Genomic DNA, 18,327 nt, shown 5'->3' with positions numbered 1-18,327 from the left:
TATATTACATGGAGGTAATGTTATGATAAATATATATAATAGATTTTCTGATAAGGAGAATTCTGAATCTACTGGTGATGGATTCAGAAGAGAACTAAAAGAAGAATCTTATGGTAAGATAGGTTATGGTATCGGTATTTTTGAAGTGATTGTTATAGTTCTTGGAATATTTTTATTGTATCCTATTTATATACAGTTTATTTTCAATAAATAATTTAATGGATGCATTAGAGTGTGGAGAGTATGAAATTTTTCTGTAAATAGCTAACTATGATAATTATTTTAAAGCATTAAAGAATATGAAACTACCTTAATCTCTTTAGTATAATATAATAATTAATTATAAGCATGTCAAGAATACCCTTGAAAAAGGATATTTATGACATGTTATTTTTTACTACTTAAGTCGTCCTTCATACATTATGGAAAACTTCCCATATGCTTTTCCCCAGTTTCTAATAGGAAGGTGACACTTTTTAATTGCCTCAAAGGTAGAAAGATAAAGTGCCTTAAGTAAGGATTTGTCACTTGTAAATACACTTCCTTATAGGATACATATTTTAATGTATTTCTTACCTGGTGCACTATGCACCTTTGGTATTCCGTATTTGGGAATGCTTTTGAAAGAAGCCGTCACGGTTTTTAAGATTAACTATTTTTAGTTTTTTGAGTTTTTATCTTCGACAGTTATGGAAATTTCATTTTCAGTTAACTTATGAACTGAAGATTTACCTTTAATTTCAAGTCTATCTTTTAGATATGTTCCTATAATCACCATAGCCGTTAAGCCAAGTGATGTAACACATATAAATCCTAATGCAATAACAGTTTCACTCAAATTTGTCACCTTCTCTGCTGTCAGATTAACCGCAAAGATCTCTTTTGTACGAGATAAATCGGAAGGTGGCTAACTAAAAACATTTTTATTCTCTTGATTAATATCATACCATATTTTATAAATTAGATAAAAAAGAAGATATTATAATTTATAGTATTCATGAATTGAAGATTATGATATGTTTTAAATAATTAGTTCTTATCACTTTTAAGAATATATTAGAAATATATATAGAAACATATGTAGGAATATCTAGCTATAGAAGTTTATTGAAGGGAATATATTTATAATTAAATATATGATTGGATTATATCAAGTGTTTAATATCGTTTATTAAATTTGACTAATATCTAGGTCCAGTTTTATATATTTTAATGCTAAAGATATATAAAACTGGACTATTAGTAAAGTTAATGTTAAAAATTGATACACATTATTTTATTAATCTGATGTTTTTGATATATAATCATTTACTAATTCACCTAAAGAGTTCTATTTTCCATGATTATGTTCAGATCCGTTAGGTGATCCACCATTATGTCCAGGCTCATTAGGTGGTGCTGGTAATTCCCAATTGGTACCCCAACCAGTAAATACATTTAATATTGAATATTCTTGGCCTTGGGTTATAGTACCTGCTGCTACTAAAGCATCTAGTTGAGCCTTGAAAGTTGATCTTGTTGTTATTTGACCACTATAATATAAATTTAGTATTATTGTTTCTTGGCTTTGAGTTATAACACCGGCTGTTACTAAAGCATTTAATTTAGTCTGGAAATTTGCAAAAGTGTAGTTGTACCTATAAACTACAGGTTGTACACCATTATTGATAGGGTGTGCGCTAACTGTCGTAGCGATCCCTGTATTAAGTAACAATGGTGTTGCAAGCATTACAGCTGAGAGTAATTTGTACTTTGTTCTTGACATTTTTATTGCCTCCTAAATTTTTTATTATTATAGTACCTTTAAGTGGTTTTCACTTAAATTCCTTTTCAAATAAAATTGTAATTAATAATTATGACAACTGTATTACGATACGGTGTGAAACTTATGTAATTTGTCCTATAATTTCACAATAAATAACCAAATTTGTGAAAAATAGAAATATACTAAGTTTTATGTATGAAAATTATGTGATACTGGCTTATAATGGCTATGCGCAACAGATGACAGTACAGCTAATGTAAAATATGCTGAATATTTTAAGAAATTCTGTGCGGATGCCAGAGAGAATAACAGGGGATTATGGGCGATAAACATCAATGGAACTACAAAAGGGGATAACATAGCTCAAGTAAGCAATAGTAGTGGTACAAGCACATCCGCCAGCACTAGCCAAAATGGGTCTGGCGCTATTGGATGTTGCAGATGTGATTCGTCCTTATCTGGAAGTAATTGATTATTTACAACATTTAAAAGATGATAACTTTTTGGATGAACTGGTTAGGTTTGATGGTGGACAGTTTACTAAGAAGTTTTTTAATAATACGCTCAAAAGAGTCTATTTTAGATTTACGGTTTCTAGTAGTGGACTTCACATATCCATTCAAATATTTACCCACAGTACGGGGAACGTACCTAGGTTTGTGTAAAACAAATCAAGGTAAGTTATTTTAATGTATGTGTAGCTGGCAATAATGGTAATAATAAGTATGAAATATTACTAGAGAGGAGAAAGGAAATTACGAATGTATAGGAAATACCTGATATAGACTTAAAAAAGAATTGAAAAAATGCAACAGCATGGAAGATTTAGTGGGAAAGGATAGGTTGATGCAAAGATTATTTGGAGGTATAATACAGCAATTTTTAGAAGCAGAAATGGAAGAACATCTAGGAAGAGAAAAATATGATAGACTATCTGAAGGAGATAAAAATTATAGAAACGGATATAGTTCTAAAAATATTAAGACCAGCTTAGATGGAATTAAAGTAGATGTACCAAGGGATAGAAAAGCTAAATTTGAGCCTAAAATAGTGAAAAAACATGAGACAGTCTGCAATGAGCTTGATAAAAAGGTTATAGGGTTATATGCCAGGGGAATGTCCGTAGATGATATCAAATCAGAGATAGATGAACCTTACGGTATAGATATATCCCCTTCAATGATATCTAAAATTACTGATAAAGTTATGGATACAGCTGTAGTATGGCAGAATAGATCCATGGATGAGATCTATCCAATAGTATATATGGACGCTATACATTTTAAAGTAAGAGAAGAACATAGAATCGTTAGTAAAGCTGACTATATCTGTATGGCACTTGATATAAAAGGTCGTAAAGATATACTTGGCATATGGATTGGAGGGACTTGAGAGTAATATTGCGAAAGAATGTCCCAAATCAACAATTCTTTCTGGATTTGCATCGATGAGTAATTTTGACAAACAGCAAGTTACAAACTGGATTCAAGAAATTGGTATATAAAATTAGATAAATAAATTTTAATTTGTCGCAAATATTCTAAGTATTTCTGTCATTTCTATCGTCTTACAGTTTTATAAATTAGCTTTTATAATATTTAGATAAGAAACATTTATTTTACTTATTTTAAAGATCAGTATATACTAAACTTAAAAAAGCGTAGGAAAAAATATCTTTGTGAAATAGGTGACATTTGTAATTATTTGTATGATGAAATGAATTACAAAAATAATATCATTATAACTTTTATCTTATTGAGCTTTTCAAAAGGAGTGCATATAATGAATTCAAACAAGAGACTTTACGATAGAATAAATAACAGTTTCAAAAAACAAAATTTCTTGTCACTGATTGGTGCCGAACTTGAGCATGTTGAAGATGGCAAAGTAATTATAACATGTAAACGCAAAGATACTCTAACTCAACAACAAGGATTGTTACATGGGGGTGTGGTTACATCATTAGCAGATGTAGCTTGCGGCTATGCAGCGCTGACTACAATGCCCGTAGATTCCGAAGTTTTGACAGTGGAATTTAAGATAAACCTAATTAGACCTGCTAGTTCAAATAAAATTGTAGCAACTGGACAAGTTGTTAAAACTGGTAAAACACTAGTCATAGCCGAAGCGGTTGTTACAGATGAAAACGGAGAAAATATAATCGCAAAAATGTTGGCAACAATGATCACGACGCAAACCAGGAAATAACTCTATTTGATTTACATCCAGACAAGTGTTGTCTGATGATACAAAAGCCTGGACACTGACGAGAACGCTCGGCTTTTGTTATGCCTTCCAACTACGTAATGAAGATTAGCGAAATGAAGCTAACTAGGTAAAAGTATTATGGCAGTTTGTCAATATTAGAGGTTAGGTATTCTATAAAGTATTTACTCGCAATCGGCAAACTGTTTTTATCTTTATATCCGATAGTATGTGTTCTGGTAATATGAAGAGTTTTGAATAAAACGACAAAAATACCCGTTCAATATTATCGAAATCAATTATAAGGAGAAAGGAGAACAAGTTATGAAATGTGAATTAATTGAACGCCTTAATACGTTAAGTACACCACACCTTGCTGATGCATGCCTTAGAGTGGGAGTAACAGTGAGATGTGCACCAACTACACTACGCCCCTTGACGCCTGAGATGCACTGCGCTGGCAGAGTTCTCCCGGCACGCCATGTAGGTAGTGTGGATATATTCCTGGAGGCTTTGGAAATATCTGAAAAAGGAGATATACTGGTTGTTGATAACGGAGGGCGCACTGATCAGGCGTGTGTAGGCGATTTGGTGACACTTGAGATGGCTACAGGAGGACTGGGAGGAATTGTAATCTGGGGTCTGCATCGTGATACCATGGAATTGCAGGAAATCGGTCTTCCATTTTTTTCGCTAGGCTCGTTACCGACAGGCCCTTTGAGCCTTGACAAACGTTCGCCCGATGCTCTCCACTGGGCGCGTGTTGGTGAATGGATAGTAACTCTTGAAGATGTTGCCGTTGGTGATGGTGATGGTGTCATATTCCTTCCTCGTATAATATAGTTGTACCAATCAATAGAGATTAGATCATCTCTACTAACGGATATTTATAAATATAAATTAATTATTGTTCGTACATCTCAAGTTCCGTTCTGGAAATTGCAATATCCTTTAGTAAGTCTAAAAATAATAAGAGTGTATCTTCCACAAGGGTAACTTGATTAATAGTTAAATCATTGTATAATATCTTCTGAATAGAGGTTAGATGTATTCCTCCTGGGAGGACTCCTTCGGAGTTCCTATACCCGTGAAAAAGCGTATCATTCCATCAGTGAGATTAGATGTTTAGCTGGTTGAGTTTCTTCCCTTGCGGAAGAATTACTCGTGTCACAAACGAGGTTGTTAGCTCACTGTTAGGTATGGATACTCTGTTCTATCTTCAAAAATATATGAAAAGGAGATATTTACAATGTCAAAATTTTTTAATTTACCTGTAGTAGGTATCGATGTTTCTGCTGATTATTCTATGGTTGCAATACTAGCCCCTGATGGAGCAGTTTATAGAAAGGCTTTCAAGATAATGCACACTTCTGATGGTTTCTCTTATCTTCTCAAAGAAATGAGAAAAGTGGAAAAAGAGTTCTCCATGAAACCATCACTTTTCATGGAATCAACTGGTGTTTACCATTTAACTCTTTTCCACTTCCTAAAGAATAACGAATTAGAAACTTTCGTTATAAATCCTCTTATTACTAATAGTAACAAAAATTTAGGAATAAGAAAAGTGAAAAATGATAAAATGGATGCCTTAACTATTGCAAACATAGCAAAATTTCAAAATATAAAAATGTCTGATTATTTAGATATCCCAATATTTGCTGTAAGATCACTTTGTCGTGATTACTACAGCCTTATAGATAACCGTTCCCAGTTCAAGAAAAAGTTATCTTCTGATCTTAGAACGTTTTTTCCTGGATATCATAATGTTTTTTCTGACGTAGCTGGTGTTACTTCATTAGCAGTTTTAAGTAAATTTTCATCCCCTAAAGCAATTGTTGATGCACCAAAAGATGATTTAATTGCTTTACTAAAGGAAAATTCTTGTAAATCAATTGACTGGTGTACAAACACATATAACAAACTTTTAAACGCTGCACTAAGTGCTGTACAAATAGGAATAACCAATAATTCCTTTAAAGTAACTATAGGCATAAATATAAAGCTTTTAAACATCATTAATGAACAAATTGAAACTCTAGTAAATGAAATAGAATCAGCAGTTAAAAATGACTCAACACCTGCTTCATTTAAGAACAACATAGCATTGCTTCTTTCTTTCAAAGGTATAGGCTTTATTACAGCTGTAACCATAATGAGTGAAATAGGCGATCCTACAAGGTTCAAGCATCCAAAAGAAATGGTTGCTTTCTTTGGAATTGACCCTTCAGTTAGTCAATCCGGGAAATTTAATAGTGACCAAAATAAAATGTCCAAGCGTGGTACACGCTTTGGTAGAAGAGCACTTTATGCTGCTGCTCTTGCATCAATAAGAAAATCCAAAACTGGTAAACCAATTAACAGTGTTCTTTACCAGTATCGCAATAAAAACTTAAATGGTAAGAAGAAGAAAGTTGCTCTTTGTGCAATTATGCACAAACTTGTAAAGTACATATTTGCAGTTCTTAGAGATCAAAAGCCTTATGAAATTCGTGAACCAAAACTGCACAACCAAATGTATGTTACTAATTTTTCAAGATCAGTTTCTTAACCACTTAGACAAATTAATTATGGTCCAAATTGGATAAATTATTTCCAATTTAGTTTTAGTAAAAATTTGCCATAGTTCGTATTTTTTTATGGTTTGTTTGCCATGCTCTTTTTTGCTCTTAAATTTAGTAAATAAATTTTTTAAATTAACTATTGACTTTTACTAGCTGGTCTTACAAGCGTTTGGTGGATATCATACCGGCAGCGGAAAACATTCGGGAAACGGAACGCCGCCAGGCTGGTGAAATGCGTTCAGGGCGCAGCTTTAGAGAACAAGCTGCTTTTCAAAGTTACTTGGCGCAACGTGTGCAAAACCCTGAGTTTGGCTTCAGAGAGCATTTGCGTCAAATAGGCGGGGCTATAGAGGGATAAGCCAATGATATAACGAAAGATGTTAACGTATTTTTTCAGTTAAATTACTTAATTAATATTGGAAAGAAGATCTGAATTGCAGAATGCTTGGGTACTCAGAAATAAACTATATAATAATTAATTCTGAACACAGCCCAATTGATACTGAAAGTGCCGTGAATTTAATCAGAATTGCCAAATTAAAAAATCTGACACCTTTTGTTCGGGTCGAAGATATAGATCCATTTCAAGGAACAGTTGCAGCAAAGTTCGCTACCGAAACTCTTAAGGGAAAGCAGTGGCAATTCAGGGATGGCTTTGCAAGTATGTGATTGTATGATATTACAAATTAACAAAATTTTGTCTGTGTGGTAAAATCACATAAAATATTTTATGTATGGAGGGAAAAATATAATGCCTACTTATAATGTATATGTAAAAGCTAATACCTTGAATGATGATCAAAAACAGAAGGTAGTACAGGCTATCACTAAGTCACACACTAATTCTACAGGAGCACCAGAGTTCTATGTACAGGTTATTTTTAATGAAATCCTAGACAGCAATCGTTATGTAAGCGGATATCGCTTTAACAGACATATGTGGATACGCGGAGATGTCAGAGTAGGTAGAACTGCTGAGCAGCGTAGGCAGTGGATGCTGACAATGGTTAAGGATGTTAGCGAGTCAATTAACTGGGATATAAACACAATCTGGATTGACTTGTGCGGTATTGAACCAGATAGTATTTTGAAATATGGACAGGTTTTCCCGCCTGATGGGCAGGAGGATGAGTGGTTGAAAGGTCTTCCTGATGGAGCAAAAGAAATTGTAAAAGCTCTTATGGAAGGCAAAGGCTAATGAAGAATATATAAATATTGAGAATTATAGTAAGCTTAAGGTCGTAGTATCCGTACTGCTAAAAGAAACTGGAGATACTCAAAGCAAGGAATTTGAAGAAAGTGTAGTTCACCAAAAAGTCATGGAATTATTTTGGAAACAAGGCTATGAAAAGACATCTATAAATGACTTGATAGAGTATATGGAAATCCATCGTAGAAGTTTATATGATACCTTTAGTGATAAGCATACATCATTTTGAAGACGCTAGATTACTTTGGGGAATTTATGAGAGCTAGAGTAAAGTCTGAAATTTTACGCGCAGAGACAGCAAAACAATCTATACAGCTTATCATCTTTGATCTTATGATTGCATCAAAGGTTTTTCAGAGGAATAGTTGTATGTAAAAATTCATATATAAAAATATTTTAAAAGGAGTGAAATTAATGAAATCTTTGTTTGACAAAACAGAATTAGCAGGTATGAGACTGAAGAACAGGTTTATCCGCTCAGCAACCTATGATGGATTTGCTGATAAAAATGGACATATGACAAAAAGGCTGTACGAAATCTATGAAGATTTAGCAAAAGGGGGAGTGGGCACAATTATCACGGGGATGACTTTTGTAAGTGATTTAGAGAATGTTTATCCAGGACAGGCGGGGATCTATGATGATACATTTATCAATGAGTATCAAAATTTTACCGAGATGGTTCACCAATATAATGCTAATATTATCATGCAACTTGCCTGCGTCGGTTCACAAGTTTCGGTTGACGCAAATAGTGGTAAGGCAGTGTGGGGGCCAAGCTCGGTGGAAGACTTGGCTTATAAAAATACGCCGAAGGAAATGACAAAGGAGGAAATTATCCTTGTGCAAAAAGCGTTCGCTGATGCAGCTGATAGGGCTAAGAAAGCAGGGTTCGATGGTATCCAGATACATGCAGCACATGGCTATTTATTAAGTAAATTTTTGACACCTTATTATAACCGCAGAACAGATCAATATGGTGGTAATCAAGAAAATCGATCGAGAATGGTGTTGGAAACTTTTGAAGCAATACGGAACAGAGTTGGTTCGAACTATCCAGTGTTTATAAAAATCAACAGTGAAGATTTTTTTGATCAGGGAATGACTTTTTCGGATTGTAAATATATATGCCATAAATTGGAAGATACGGAGATAGACGCGATTGAAATCAGTGGTCGCAACTTTTCATCACGTCCGAACGAGGGTTTCGCTCGCAAAATTCCACCTGAACAAGAATCCTACTACAAAAAATATGCCGTAGAAATTGCTCAAGAAATCAAAATACCGATCATATTAGTCGGTGGTAATCGGGATGTCAAAGCCATGACAGAAATTTTAAATAATACTGATATTGAGTATATTTCTCTTTGCAGACCATTTATTTGTGAAAGCGATTTAATTAACCGCTGGGAAAAAGATACTGCCCCAGCAAAGTGCGTTTCATGTAATAATTGCTTCAATAGTACTGGAACAATCTGTATTTTTAATTTCATGTAATAATTGCTTCAACAGTATTGAAACAGCCTGTATTTTTAATCGCTAAAATACTATCAATATACCGGTAGGGGCGCAGCCAACAAAACCGACAAATCCCACGTTAAGCAAATTAATCCCATAAACGTTGGCTTTTGGGGTTCTCTTCGAAGTATTTGAAAATAGTTTATTTATAAGTATTTTTAAGTGTCAAAACTATTATCAAAGATAAAGTATCAAAATAAATTGTAATAACCTTTATGGTACTTATATTTGCTTATTGTTGTTTTAAAGTGAGTATAAATTGATTTTTTTATTTATTTTATGTCTTAGCGTGGATTTTGTTGGCGACACTCCTAGATGTAAGTGCTGGCATTTATGAAACTATGAATGTATCCTGAGAAGCTATATCTTTTCCTCAAGGATGGAAGTTATATCTTGCAGAGGAAATAAAAAATCAATTAGTATTCCTGTAATATCGGCAGCAGTAATTAGAGAGGGGCTTATGCAGATAAAATGATAGAAGAAGGTCGTACAGATTTTGTGGGATCTACAAGGCTTCATTTTGCAATCCAAATTGGTCTAATAAAGCAAGAGAAAACTGAGCTTATGAATCCAGGTTATATATATTTTGTCTTCACTGTATAGAAACCTTATTTAGGGGGTAGCTATAGAATGTAGTATAAATATTCAGGCAGGAAAAGAACTTGAATATTGTAATATGAAGAAAATTGGTATTTGATATATTATGATATTTATGAAGTGTATATAAAGAATGTGGGTGAGATAAAAATGATGAGAGTTGAAGTACTTAGTAATCCTTCAAAAGGTACGGTATCCATACTTATGCGTAAAATACATGATAATAATATTAGGGAAATGTTACAAAATGGGAAGGTAAAGGCCGTTGGATTAGTACAAGGTAATGTTGCTGAAATTATAAGGGCTGCTGATATAGCAGAAAAAGCATCCAATGTAGGAGTTTCTGAAGTTATTGGAAACTGTCCACAGCATATAATAATGATAGGAATTTTTGGCGATCTTGATGCAGTAAAAGAATCATTAAATGCAATTCAATTATGGAAAAAAGATGAGAATAAAAGTCAATCATTTTAAAATAGTTTTATATAAATAATTTACATGTTTTCATTGGATTTTGTGATATAGAATTGTAACTTTGTGCAGTAGGTATATGTTTTATATCTTATTATCCTTTTGAGGAATTTGAAAAACATTCCTCACCTTCTCAAAAAACTATATATAAAAAGGCATAAAAGATCCTACACTTTCATGTCGGAACTTTTATGACCTTTCTTCCAATATTTACATAAAGTAAAATAGACAAGGTGCTGGGCCTTCTGCTATTAGCTCTTATTATTTATATCATTATGGCAACTTGTCAATGTTAGAGGTTAGGTATTCGATAAAATATTTACTCGCAATAGGCAAGCTGTTTTTATCTTTGAATCCTATAGCAAGCGTTCTGGTAATAGGAGGATCAATTGGCAGAAAGACAATATTATAATTTGTACGACGCAGCACGAGCTCTGCCAAAATGCTGATACCCAATCCCGCTTCTACCATTGTCATAATGGCATAATCGTCGTGGATACAAAATTTTATGTTTGGTTCTAAATTGCAGGCATGAAATGCTTCCATAGGTTCACTAAAATGACCTTCCTCTAACAAAATAAATGGTTCGTTCACTATTTCATGCAAGTTAACAGTACTGTGGGAAGCCAATTTATGATTTTCTGGCAGAACTGCTAACATTCTTCCTTCTTTTATAGTAATTGTATGTAAACCAGTTACAGCAGCGGGAGTGATAAAGCCGAAATCCACGGCCCCAACTTTTATCCACTCTTGTATGGAACTATAGTCTCCTTGATGAAGAATAAATTGTACATTGGGATAAAGTGATTGAAACTCTTTTATTAACTGTGGCATCCAGTGACAGGTAATACTTGAAATCGTACCTATGCGGATTACTCCCGTTTCCAGACCTTTTATTTCGTTTGCTTTTTCCTGCATGGATTGATATTGAAGAATGGTTCTTTCGATAAATGGGTATAAATCCTCACCTTCTAATGTCAATTTTACTCCTACTCGAGAACGATATAACAATTTAATAGACAATTCATCTTCTAACGATGAGATCATCTGGCTCATGGCGGATTGCGTGTATCCAAGGGCCTTCGCTGCCTTGGTAAAACTATTAAGCTCTACAATTTTTTGAAGTGCAATATATCGGTTCATAATTTGACGAATCACCTTCTCTAATGTTTGAATAAGAGATATTTGTTTTACTTATTCTAAAAAACAGTATATATTAAAAATATAAAGAACACAAGAGAAGGTGAAGAAATATGTCTTTTGGAAAAGTTAAAGAATATTTTGAGGGAGCGGGTTTAGGCCGGCGTGTTGTGGAACGGGAACAGATTGGTGCCACGGTGGAACAGGCGGCAGAGTCGATTGGTTGTAAACCGGAACATATTGCAAAAACAATGGCATTTTTTCTCGACGAAAAAGCTGTTCTGATTGTAATGGCAGGCTATGCTAAAATAGACAACAAAAAATATAAATCCTGCTTTCATCAAAAAGCAAAAATGATACCTGGCGAACTGGTAGAAGCTTATATTTGGCATGTACCAGGCGCAATTTGTCCTTTTGCTGTCAACGAAGGAGTCCGTACATTTCTTGATGTATCTCTCAAACGCTTTGACATTATATATACGGTCGGAGGCAACTTAAACAGTACAGTGAAATTATCTTTAGAAGAGCTTGAAACGCATTCCTCATCTTCAGGTTGGGTTGACGTGTGCAAGGACTGGTTTGTAAATGAAGCTGAATAGTAAAAAGGCAGAGCTTCTCATGGCGAGCGTATCCCTCGCATGGGGTTCTTCCTACCTGCTTATGAAAGTAGGACTGGACGGTATAGGCCCATTTAATTTGATTGCCCTGCGGTTCGGGACTGCTTTTATCTGCGTGACACTTGTATTTTTACCTGGCTTCCGTGCTCTTACCGTTTCCATTTTGGCAAAAGGTGTATTAATGGGAGTAATACTTTTTCTGCTTTTCTCCGGGCTGGTTTGTGGTGTCAATTATACGACAGCTTCCACTGCAGGTTTTTTGGCTAGTACCACCGTGATAATAGTTCCAATTCTGGAAAGCATCTTAAGACGCAGGCTCCCTAATAAGTCTATCATGTTGAGTATTTTTCTTGCTGTAATTGGTTTATATCTTTTGATAGTAAAAGATACCTTTACATTGGACAAAGGTTCAATGTATTGCCTCATTGCAGCACTGTTTTATGCAGTTTATATTATTGTGTTTGATAGGATCGCAAAGAACGAGGATACGCTTCTAATCAGTATTATTCAATTAGGGGTTGCTTCCTTGTTAGGAGTTTTGCTAATGATATGCATTGAGACTCCTGCACTTCCAGAAACACCAGTACAATGGGGGGCAATTATTTGTCTTGGATTAATTTGCAGCGCATACGGTTTTATTGTTCAGCCTATCGCACAACGCTATGCGTCACCTGAAAAGATTGGACTTATATTTTCACTAGAACCAGTATTTTCTGCGATTTTATCCTACATTTTTCTGCATGAAGTGTTGAATGTAAAAGCTTATATAGGAGCAGCACTTATTTTTTTTGGTGTTGTTCTCTCAAAAATTACAAAAATAAAGGCTATTCTCTGAAAGAAAGTATTTTCAGGTAGTTATTCTCTCATTATAGCCTTGGTAAGAGATAAGAATATGATTTAAGCATGAAATATATATTTCTAAAAAAATTGATAGGAGTGATGAAAATGAAAAATATTAATATTAAACAGGTTGATGCCTTTACAACAATCCCTTTTAGTGGTAATCCTGCTGGAGTTGTCACTGATGTTCTTTCTATAACTAATAATGAAAAACAAAAGATTGCTAGGGAAATGAATTTATCTGAAACTGCATTTGTTTCACCCTCTGAAGTTGCAGACTTCAAAGTACAATTTTTTACTCCTAAATTCGAAGTAGACTTATGTGGTCACGCAACTATTGCCATATTCTCTGCATTATATGAAGAAAAGAAGTTAGATTTAAGTAAAAATATATTTTTTCAAGAAACTAAGGCTGGTGTGCTGCCTGTTGAATTGGCAGATATTAATGGTGAAAAGGTATTTATGATGACGCAACCATCACCTAAATTTGAACAGTTTTATATGGATAAAAGTAGTATTGCAAAACTTATTGGGCTTAGTGAAAATGATTTGATAGATATACCTGCTAGGAAAGTAAGTACTGGGTTATGGTGGCTAGTATTTGGTGTGAAAAGTTTAGATAAACTTATAAATGCAAAGCCAGATTTAAAAACTATTGAAGAAATAAGCGATAAATATAATATCGTTGGAATCACTCCATTTTGTTTAGAGACATTAAATGAAAAATATAGTTATCATATGAGAGCTATTGCTCCCTTTGCTGGAGCAGCAGAGGACCCTGTTTGTGGTACTGGTAATGGATGTGTTGCATCCTATATCATTCACAATAAGTTGATAAAATGTAATGAAAATGTAAATTTAATTGGTGAAGAGGGACAGGAAGTAAACAGACCTGGTTGTGTACATGTAACTATTTCAAAACTATATAATGAAATAAATGAGATAAAAATAGGTGGTACCGCTGTCACTGTATTAAATGGTGAATTAACATTTTAAGATCTTGCTAGTACGTATATTTCTTATTTCACGAAAATAGCAAGATATATTAAATGCTAGAAAATCACTTATGAATTTTGTAATAATTGCTACTATACCGCTTGATGGTAGCAAAATAAAGAGGTCTTTGTTATGAAATTAAAATACGAATCTCACACTTGTGAACAGAGTGATTTTCTAAAAAAGCTCATTTTTATTTTGGGATCGTTGTGACCTATCTTATGTAGAATTATATCATATAATAGAAAATAATGTCATATTAAAAGCTTGTTCAGATAACAATTATGATGCTTTACAATCCGTAGGGGAATTTTCAAGGTGAAGCTAAAGATTTAAGACATGGTGCGGATGTGCTTGATGAAGTAAAAGAAACTATAATTAATGTCTACCGGCTTAAAACAGGCAAATCAAGGGCAAAAATATCACAGATGATGGATGAGAAAACTTGGATGAATGCTAAAAAAGCAGTTACTGAAGGCTTTACAGATGGGATTCTTTATTATGAAAGTGAAGGAGAACCTGTACAAAACTCCTTTATATTCAGCAGGCTTAGTGTACAAAATAGTGTAAATAGCAGCACTAGAAAATTTATAGAGCAGTACAATAAAAGATTTAAGGAATTAAAACAGGACGAGAAGTCATTAAAAATTAAATTATTGAAAGCAAAACTTGCCTTAGAGTGTGAACTTTAGGGCTTTTGTTATGTAAAATTTTAAAGGCAGGTAATATAATATGTCAATGAAAGAATTGTTAGAAAAGCTTACCAATTTAGAAACAGAGTCTAAAAACCTCATAAATAAACAGGACGCAACAGCCGAGGAAATCACTGCGAAGCTTTCTGAAATTAAGGCACATAAAGCTAAAATTGAAGCACAAAAAGAAATCGATGCATTAGAGGAACAAAGGCAAAAGCAGGCACAAATACCTGTAAATGAGCCAATATATGCAAAGCCTAAAGATCCTAATGAAAAGAAATGGAAGGGAGGTGTGGGAGAATTTCTCCAGGCAGTAGCAACGGCATCTTCACCCGGTGGAAAAATGGATAACAGGCTGGTATACCAGAATTTAGCCACAGGTTTAAATGAAAGTGTAACTTCTGAAGGAGGCTTTATGCTGTATAATGATTTTATACAGGGACTGTTTGATGCAATGATGGCAGAAAGTCAGGTGGCAAATAGAATAAGGATGATTCCCATAGGTGCAAATACCAATAGATTAATGGTACTTTGCTATGTTGTAGATGACCTGCTCCAGGATGCCACAGCCCTTGAAGCAATAGTAAAACAGGCCTATGCAGATGAAATGTCCTTTAAAATTGACGATGCCATAATAAATGGAACTGGAGTTGGAATGCCCCTTTACACCTTATAAAGGAGCTAATTTTTTAAGTCCATTTGTGACCTTAGGTGATAGATAGAAAATTGTTTATATAAATAATGTATTAGGCTATAATATAATAAAAGTATTATTTATCGGAGGAAATGCTATGGAAAAGATAAATGAGAAAAATAACTTATATGAGCAATTTCTAAAATATTCATATTGGGATTTAAAAGAACTATTTAAGAAGGCAAAAACAAAGGAAGAACAGGATTTTTATATAACTTTGTCTAATATGATATTACAAAGAGAACAGAAAAGGGTGATAGGTAAATAGATATGGCTACATACACTATATTTGCGGGTGTTAATGGTGCCGGAAAAACTTCAATATATGAATCGGTTTATTATAAGAAAAATAAAAACGAGAAGAGAATAAACACAGATGAAATGGTAGCAAGGATAGGTTCATGGAAAGATAGTAATCTTCAAATTAAGTGTGCAAGGGAAGCAGTAAAACTTACAAATTACTATATAAAAAATAATATATCGTTTAATCAAGAAACAACTCTTTCAGGTAAAAGTATTGTTAGAAATATAAATAAATCAAAAGAAAAGGGATTCTATGTAGTTATGAACTTTATTGGAGTAGATAGTCCTGATATTGCCAAAGAAAGAGTTAGAATTAGAGTTTTAAAAGGCGGACATGGAATTGCAGAAGATGATATAGAAAGAAGATATTATGAATCATTAGGAAATTTAAAGATATTAATGCCTGTATGTGATGAAATAAATATATATGATAATACAAAGCAAATTGAGCAAATAGCTTATTTGGTTAATGGGGATGTTAAATGGAGAAGTGAGAATATGCCGAAATGGAGTATGATAATTCTAGAGTGAAACTAGCTTAGATGGATATTAAGCTAGTTTTTTTACGCTCAAATATCGATAATGTAAAATCGAGGAGGGTATTATAATATGGCAATAATTGAAAAATATAAAGTAATACAGGCATTCTGATGGGGTTAGTGATGGATTCTTTTCCAGGAGATAACTGCATTTCATTTAAAAACTCTTCGCCAGTTCAAAGTGTGGAAAGTATTAAGTACTATGATACAGGGATACAGGCGGCAAGGAGCTTATATTTGATTCTAGTAACTATATTGTTGACAGGGACAGCTTTGTTAATAGAATAGTGCTTGGTTATTGCAGGTTTCACTGCAGCCTGCTAATGGTGTGAGAATAAGATTTACTGAAGGCTTTGGAGATACTGGAGAAAGCGTCCCTGGGTACTTCATATGAGGATTCTTTATGCTGATAACAAAGCAGTTGAGGAAGCAATAGATTCAGGAAAGCTGTACAGTTTTGAACTTTTAGACAGCAGTAATTTTATAAGTATTGAAAGTCTGGAGATGAAATAACTTGGTTAATACAGTAGTGAGTTTAGATAATACAGGTAGTGGAATTATAGCTTTTATAGTAAGTACAGATAGTAGAACTTCATGGAAATCGTGGAATGGAAGTTCATGGGTATCAGTTGATATAACCAATATGGAAGATGTGAAAACTAAAGGGATGACTATCTTAGTACTTCAAGGAGTTACTGAAGCGCAGTGGACATCTCTTGGTCTTTTAGATAAGAAGATAAGATTTACGTGGTATATGGAAATTACAGCTAGTACAGATATTCTAAAATTAAAGGAGATAAGGGTTAACTATAATACAACTTAAAAGGGAATATAAAAGATTTATTTTATTACGAATAGTGATAAGTGACGTAGCTATTATAAATAAAGATATAAATAAGAATCTTTGATAACTAAATAGTGTGGTGTTTTAAGTAAAAAATAATTTATTAATAATTGGGAGATATCTACCATAATTTGAAATTATTTTGAGAGAAATTCCTTATTTGATGGAAGCTTATGGGTATCAGAAGATATGATAAATATGTAACTAGACATCACTTTTTATGATATATTAGAATTAGTTATGGCAAAGTTATATTTTGCTTATAAGGAGGAATCGTATGGAGCAATACAACATTAAATATATTTTTATTTCTTTAAATTCCAAATATTATAATGAAGTTGTTGATTTAAGATATAGAGTGTTTTATAAACCAACAAACACTCCAATAAGTGCGGTTTTTGATACTCTTGAAAAAAGGAGCTACCACCTGGCTGCTGTTTTAAATGATAAAGTAGTTGGATATATGCGACTTACTGTAGATGATGACATTGGACAATTGTCTCAATTTGTTATAGAAGAAAATATGAGAGGAAAAATTACTGTTGCTAAGAATCTATTTGAATTATTAGTTAAAAAGGCAAAAGAAAATAATGTGCATGAGCTTTGGGGAGAAATAAGATTGCCCGTTACCAATATAGCTAAAAGATATGGATTTTCCGTATCAAATGAAATATTTCCGTCATCAAAAACAGGCATTCTTCACAGAAGAATTGAAAAGAAAATTTAGAAATATAATTTCAGCAGGATATAAATTGGGGGATTTTTATGATAGAAATATATGAATATAAAAATGATTATAAGGATGAAATTACTCAAATGATTTTAAAGATTCAGCAGGAAGAATATAATTTACCAATAACAGCAAATGACCAACCGGATTTAGCAAATATAGAAACTTTTTATCAACAAAATAATGGTAATTTTTGGGCAGATATTAATAAGCAGGTAGTTATAGGAACTATTGCCATAAGGAATATCGACAATAAAAATGCTATGCTTAGAAAAATGTTTGTTAAGCAGGAATATAGAGGAAAAGACGTGGGAGTATCAAACAACCTTCTGTTGAAATTACTTGATTGGGCAAAACAGAAAAATCTTACTAGAATATTTTTAGGGACAACACCTCAATTCTTAGCAGCTCATAGATTCTATGAAAAAAATGGATTTAAGGAAATTGACAAGAAAGAATTGCCTGCTAATTTTCTGATTATGGATGTGGATAAAAAATTTTATTGCTATAGTTTGTAATTCAATAATGTTCTTGGTTATGATTAATAGAAAATTTTAAGAATTATCATTATAATACCAATAACTTTAGAATATCTAAACTAC

24 protein-coding genes and 3 pseudogenes are annotated in these 18,327 nt (G+C 33.2%); 23 read left to right on the top strand and 4 right to left on the bottom strand.

Annotation, left to right across the window (positions count from 1 at the left end; all coding sequences use genetic code 11):
• Window positions 1–22: 22 nt before the first annotated feature.
• The gene (locus tag AB3K27_RS13910; protein ID WP_368488017.1) at window positions 23–214 is read left to right on the top strand and encodes a hypothetical protein; all 192 of its coding nucleotides are present in this window, start codon (window positions 23–25) and stop codon (window positions 212–214) included.
• A gap of 326 nt (window positions 215–540) precedes the next feature.
• On the opposite strand, the pseudogene AB3K27_RS13905 reads toward AB3K27_RS13910, so the two are convergent.
• The 3 genes and pseudogenes from AB3K27_RS13905 to AB3K27_RS13895 all read right to left on the bottom strand — a co-directional run.
• A pseudogene (locus AB3K27_RS13905) lies at window positions 541–627 on the bottom strand (transposase); the annotation flags it as partial.
• A gap of 31 nt (window positions 628–658) precedes the next feature.
• A complete protein-coding gene (locus tag AB3K27_RS13900) occupies window positions 659–847 on the bottom strand; it encodes a hypothetical protein (RefSeq protein WP_368488016.1) in 189 nt (62 codons plus the stop codon).
• A 483-nt stretch (window positions 848–1,330) separates the two neighbouring features.
• A complete protein-coding gene (locus AB3K27_RS13895) occupies window positions 1,331–1,765 on the bottom strand; it encodes a hypothetical protein (protein WP_368488015.1) in 435 nt (144 codons plus the stop codon).
• Window positions 1,766–2,178: 413 nt separating this feature from the next.
• On the opposite strand from AB3K27_RS13895, the gene AB3K27_RS13890 reads away from it, so the two are divergent.
• From AB3K27_RS13890 to AB3K27_RS13845, 10 genes and pseudogenes are all read left to right on the top strand, one after another.
• Entirely contained in the window at window positions 2,179–2,430 is a 252-nt protein-coding gene (locus AB3K27_RS13890) for a hypothetical protein (RefSeq protein WP_368488014.1), read from the top strand.
• A gap of 151 nt (window positions 2,431–2,581) precedes the next feature.
• Window positions 2,582–3,148, top strand: a pseudogene (locus AB3K27_RS13885) (transposase); the annotation flags it as partial.
• A gap of 399 nt (window positions 3,149–3,547) precedes the next feature.
• A complete protein-coding gene (locus AB3K27_RS13880) occupies window positions 3,548–3,973 on the top strand; it encodes a PaaI family thioesterase (RefSeq protein ID WP_368488013.1) in 426 nt (141 codons plus the stop codon).
• A gap of 321 nt (window positions 3,974–4,294) precedes the next feature.
• Window positions 4,295–4,813: an RraA family protein gene (locus tag AB3K27_RS13875; protein WP_368488012.1), complete on the top strand. Its 519-nt coding sequence runs from the start codon at window positions 4,295–4,297 to the stop codon at window positions 4,811–4,813.
• A gap of 406 nt (window positions 4,814–5,219) precedes the next feature.
• The gene (locus AB3K27_RS13870) at window positions 5,220–6,518 is read left to right on the top strand and encodes an IS110 family transposase (RefSeq protein ID WP_368487541.1); all 1,299 of its coding nucleotides are present in this window, start codon (window positions 5,220–5,222) and stop codon (window positions 6,516–6,518) included.
• Window positions 6,519–7,044: 526 nt separating this feature from the next.
• Window positions 7,045–7,200 (top strand): hypothetical protein, encoded by a 156-nt coding sequence (locus tag AB3K27_RS13865; protein WP_368488011.1) that lies wholly within the window; start codon window positions 7,045–7,047, stop codon window positions 7,198–7,200.
• Between the two features lie 82 nt (window positions 7,201–7,282).
• Window positions 7,283–7,729: a tautomerase family protein gene (locus AB3K27_RS13860; protein WP_368488010.1), complete on the top strand. Its 447-nt coding sequence runs from the start codon at window positions 7,283–7,285 to the stop codon at window positions 7,727–7,729.
• Between the two features lie 121 nt (window positions 7,730–7,850).
• Window positions 7,851–7,970 carry a TetR/AcrR family transcriptional regulator gene (locus AB3K27_RS13855; RefSeq protein WP_368488009.1) on the top strand — a complete coding sequence of 40 codons (120 nt, stop codon included), beginning with the start codon at window positions 7,851–7,853 and terminating at the stop codon, window positions 7,968–7,970.
• 185 nt (window positions 7,971–8,155) lie between these two features.
• Window positions 8,156–9,238, top strand: a complete 1,083-nt coding sequence (locus AB3K27_RS13850; protein ID WP_368488008.1) for an NADH:flavin oxidoreductase — start codon at window positions 8,156–8,158, stop codon at window positions 9,236–9,238.
• 768 nt (window positions 9,239–10,006) lie between these two features.
• Window positions 10,007–10,330 (top strand): BMC domain-containing protein, encoded by a 324-nt coding sequence (locus AB3K27_RS13845; protein ID WP_368488007.1) that lies wholly within the window; start codon window positions 10,007–10,009, stop codon window positions 10,328–10,330.
• Window positions 10,331–10,600: 270 nt separating this feature from the next.
• Here AB3K27_RS13845 and AB3K27_RS13840 read toward each other — a convergent pair whose 3' ends face one another.
• Window positions 10,601–11,470 (bottom strand): LysR family transcriptional regulator, encoded by an 870-nt coding sequence (locus AB3K27_RS13840; RefSeq protein ID WP_368488006.1) that lies wholly within the window; start codon window positions 11,468–11,470, stop codon window positions 10,601–10,603.
• Between the two features lie 110 nt (window positions 11,471–11,580).
• On the opposite strand from AB3K27_RS13840, the gene AB3K27_RS13835 reads away from it, so the two are divergent.
• From AB3K27_RS13835 to AB3K27_RS13780, 12 genes and pseudogenes are all read left to right on the top strand, one after another.
• Window positions 11,581–12,066: a YbaK/EbsC family protein gene (locus AB3K27_RS13835; RefSeq protein WP_368488005.1), complete on the top strand. Its 486-nt coding sequence runs from the start codon at window positions 11,581–11,583 to the stop codon at window positions 12,064–12,066.
• Window positions 12,053–12,919 carry a DMT family transporter gene (locus AB3K27_RS13830; RefSeq protein ID WP_368488004.1) on the top strand — a complete coding sequence of 289 codons (867 nt, stop codon included), beginning with the start codon at window positions 12,053–12,055 and terminating at the stop codon, window positions 12,917–12,919. The genes AB3K27_RS13835 and AB3K27_RS13830 overlap by 14 nt, the downstream gene beginning before the upstream one ends.
• 110 nt (window positions 12,920–13,029) lie before the next feature.
• Complete coding sequence (locus AB3K27_RS13825; protein WP_368488003.1) at window positions 13,030–13,920, top strand: PhzF family phenazine biosynthesis protein; 891 nt, start codon at window positions 13,030–13,032, stop codon at window positions 13,918–13,920.
• A gap of 317 nt (window positions 13,921–14,237) precedes the next feature.
• Window positions 14,238–14,612 (top strand): annotated as a pseudogene (locus AB3K27_RS13820) (ATP-dependent Clp protease proteolytic subunit); the annotation flags it as partial.
• 40 nt (window positions 14,613–14,652) lie between these two features.
• Window positions 14,653–15,291 (top strand): phage major capsid protein, encoded by a 639-nt coding sequence (locus AB3K27_RS13815; protein WP_368488002.1) that lies wholly within the window; start codon window positions 14,653–14,655, stop codon window positions 15,289–15,291.
• Between the two features lie 115 nt (window positions 15,292–15,406).
• Complete coding sequence (locus tag AB3K27_RS13810) at window positions 15,407–15,577, top strand: hypothetical protein (protein ID WP_368488001.1); 171 nt, start codon at window positions 15,407–15,409, stop codon at window positions 15,575–15,577.
• A 2-nt stretch (window positions 15,578–15,579) separates the two neighbouring features.
• Window positions 15,580–16,143: a zeta toxin family protein gene (locus tag AB3K27_RS13805; protein ID WP_368488000.1), complete on the top strand. Its 564-nt coding sequence runs from the start codon at window positions 15,580–15,582 to the stop codon at window positions 16,141–16,143.
• A 119-nt stretch (window positions 16,144–16,262) separates the two neighbouring features.
• Window positions 16,263–16,439, top strand: a complete 177-nt coding sequence (locus AB3K27_RS13800; protein WP_368487999.1) for a hypothetical protein — start codon at window positions 16,263–16,265, stop codon at window positions 16,437–16,439.
• 102 nt (window positions 16,440–16,541) lie between these two features.
• On the top strand, window positions 16,542–16,664 hold the full coding sequence (locus tag AB3K27_RS13795; RefSeq protein WP_368487998.1) for a hypothetical protein: 123 nt from the start codon (window positions 16,542–16,544) through the stop codon (window positions 16,662–16,664).
• Between the two features lies 1 nt (window position 16,665).
• Entirely contained in the window at window positions 16,666–16,974 is a 309-nt protein-coding gene (locus AB3K27_RS13790; protein WP_368487997.1) for a hypothetical protein, read from the top strand.
• A gap of 298 nt (window positions 16,975–17,272) precedes the next feature.
• Window positions 17,273–17,722, top strand: a complete 450-nt coding sequence (locus tag AB3K27_RS13785) for a GNAT family N-acetyltransferase (protein WP_368487996.1) — start codon at window positions 17,273–17,275, stop codon at window positions 17,720–17,722.
• Between the two features lie 38 nt (window positions 17,723–17,760).
• Complete coding sequence (locus AB3K27_RS13780; protein ID WP_368487995.1) at window positions 17,761–18,243, top strand: GNAT family N-acetyltransferase; 483 nt, start codon at window positions 17,761–17,763, stop codon at window positions 18,241–18,243.
• The last annotated feature ends 84 nt before the right edge of the window (window positions 18,244–18,327 follow it).

Source organism: Clostridium sp. BJN0013, assembly GCF_040939125.1.
GTDB lineage: Bacteria > Bacillota > Clostridia > Clostridiales > Clostridiaceae > Clostridium_B.
The sequence above is the reverse complement of the archived record's forward strand: the minus strand, read 5'-3'. Positions and strand labels throughout refer to the sequence as shown.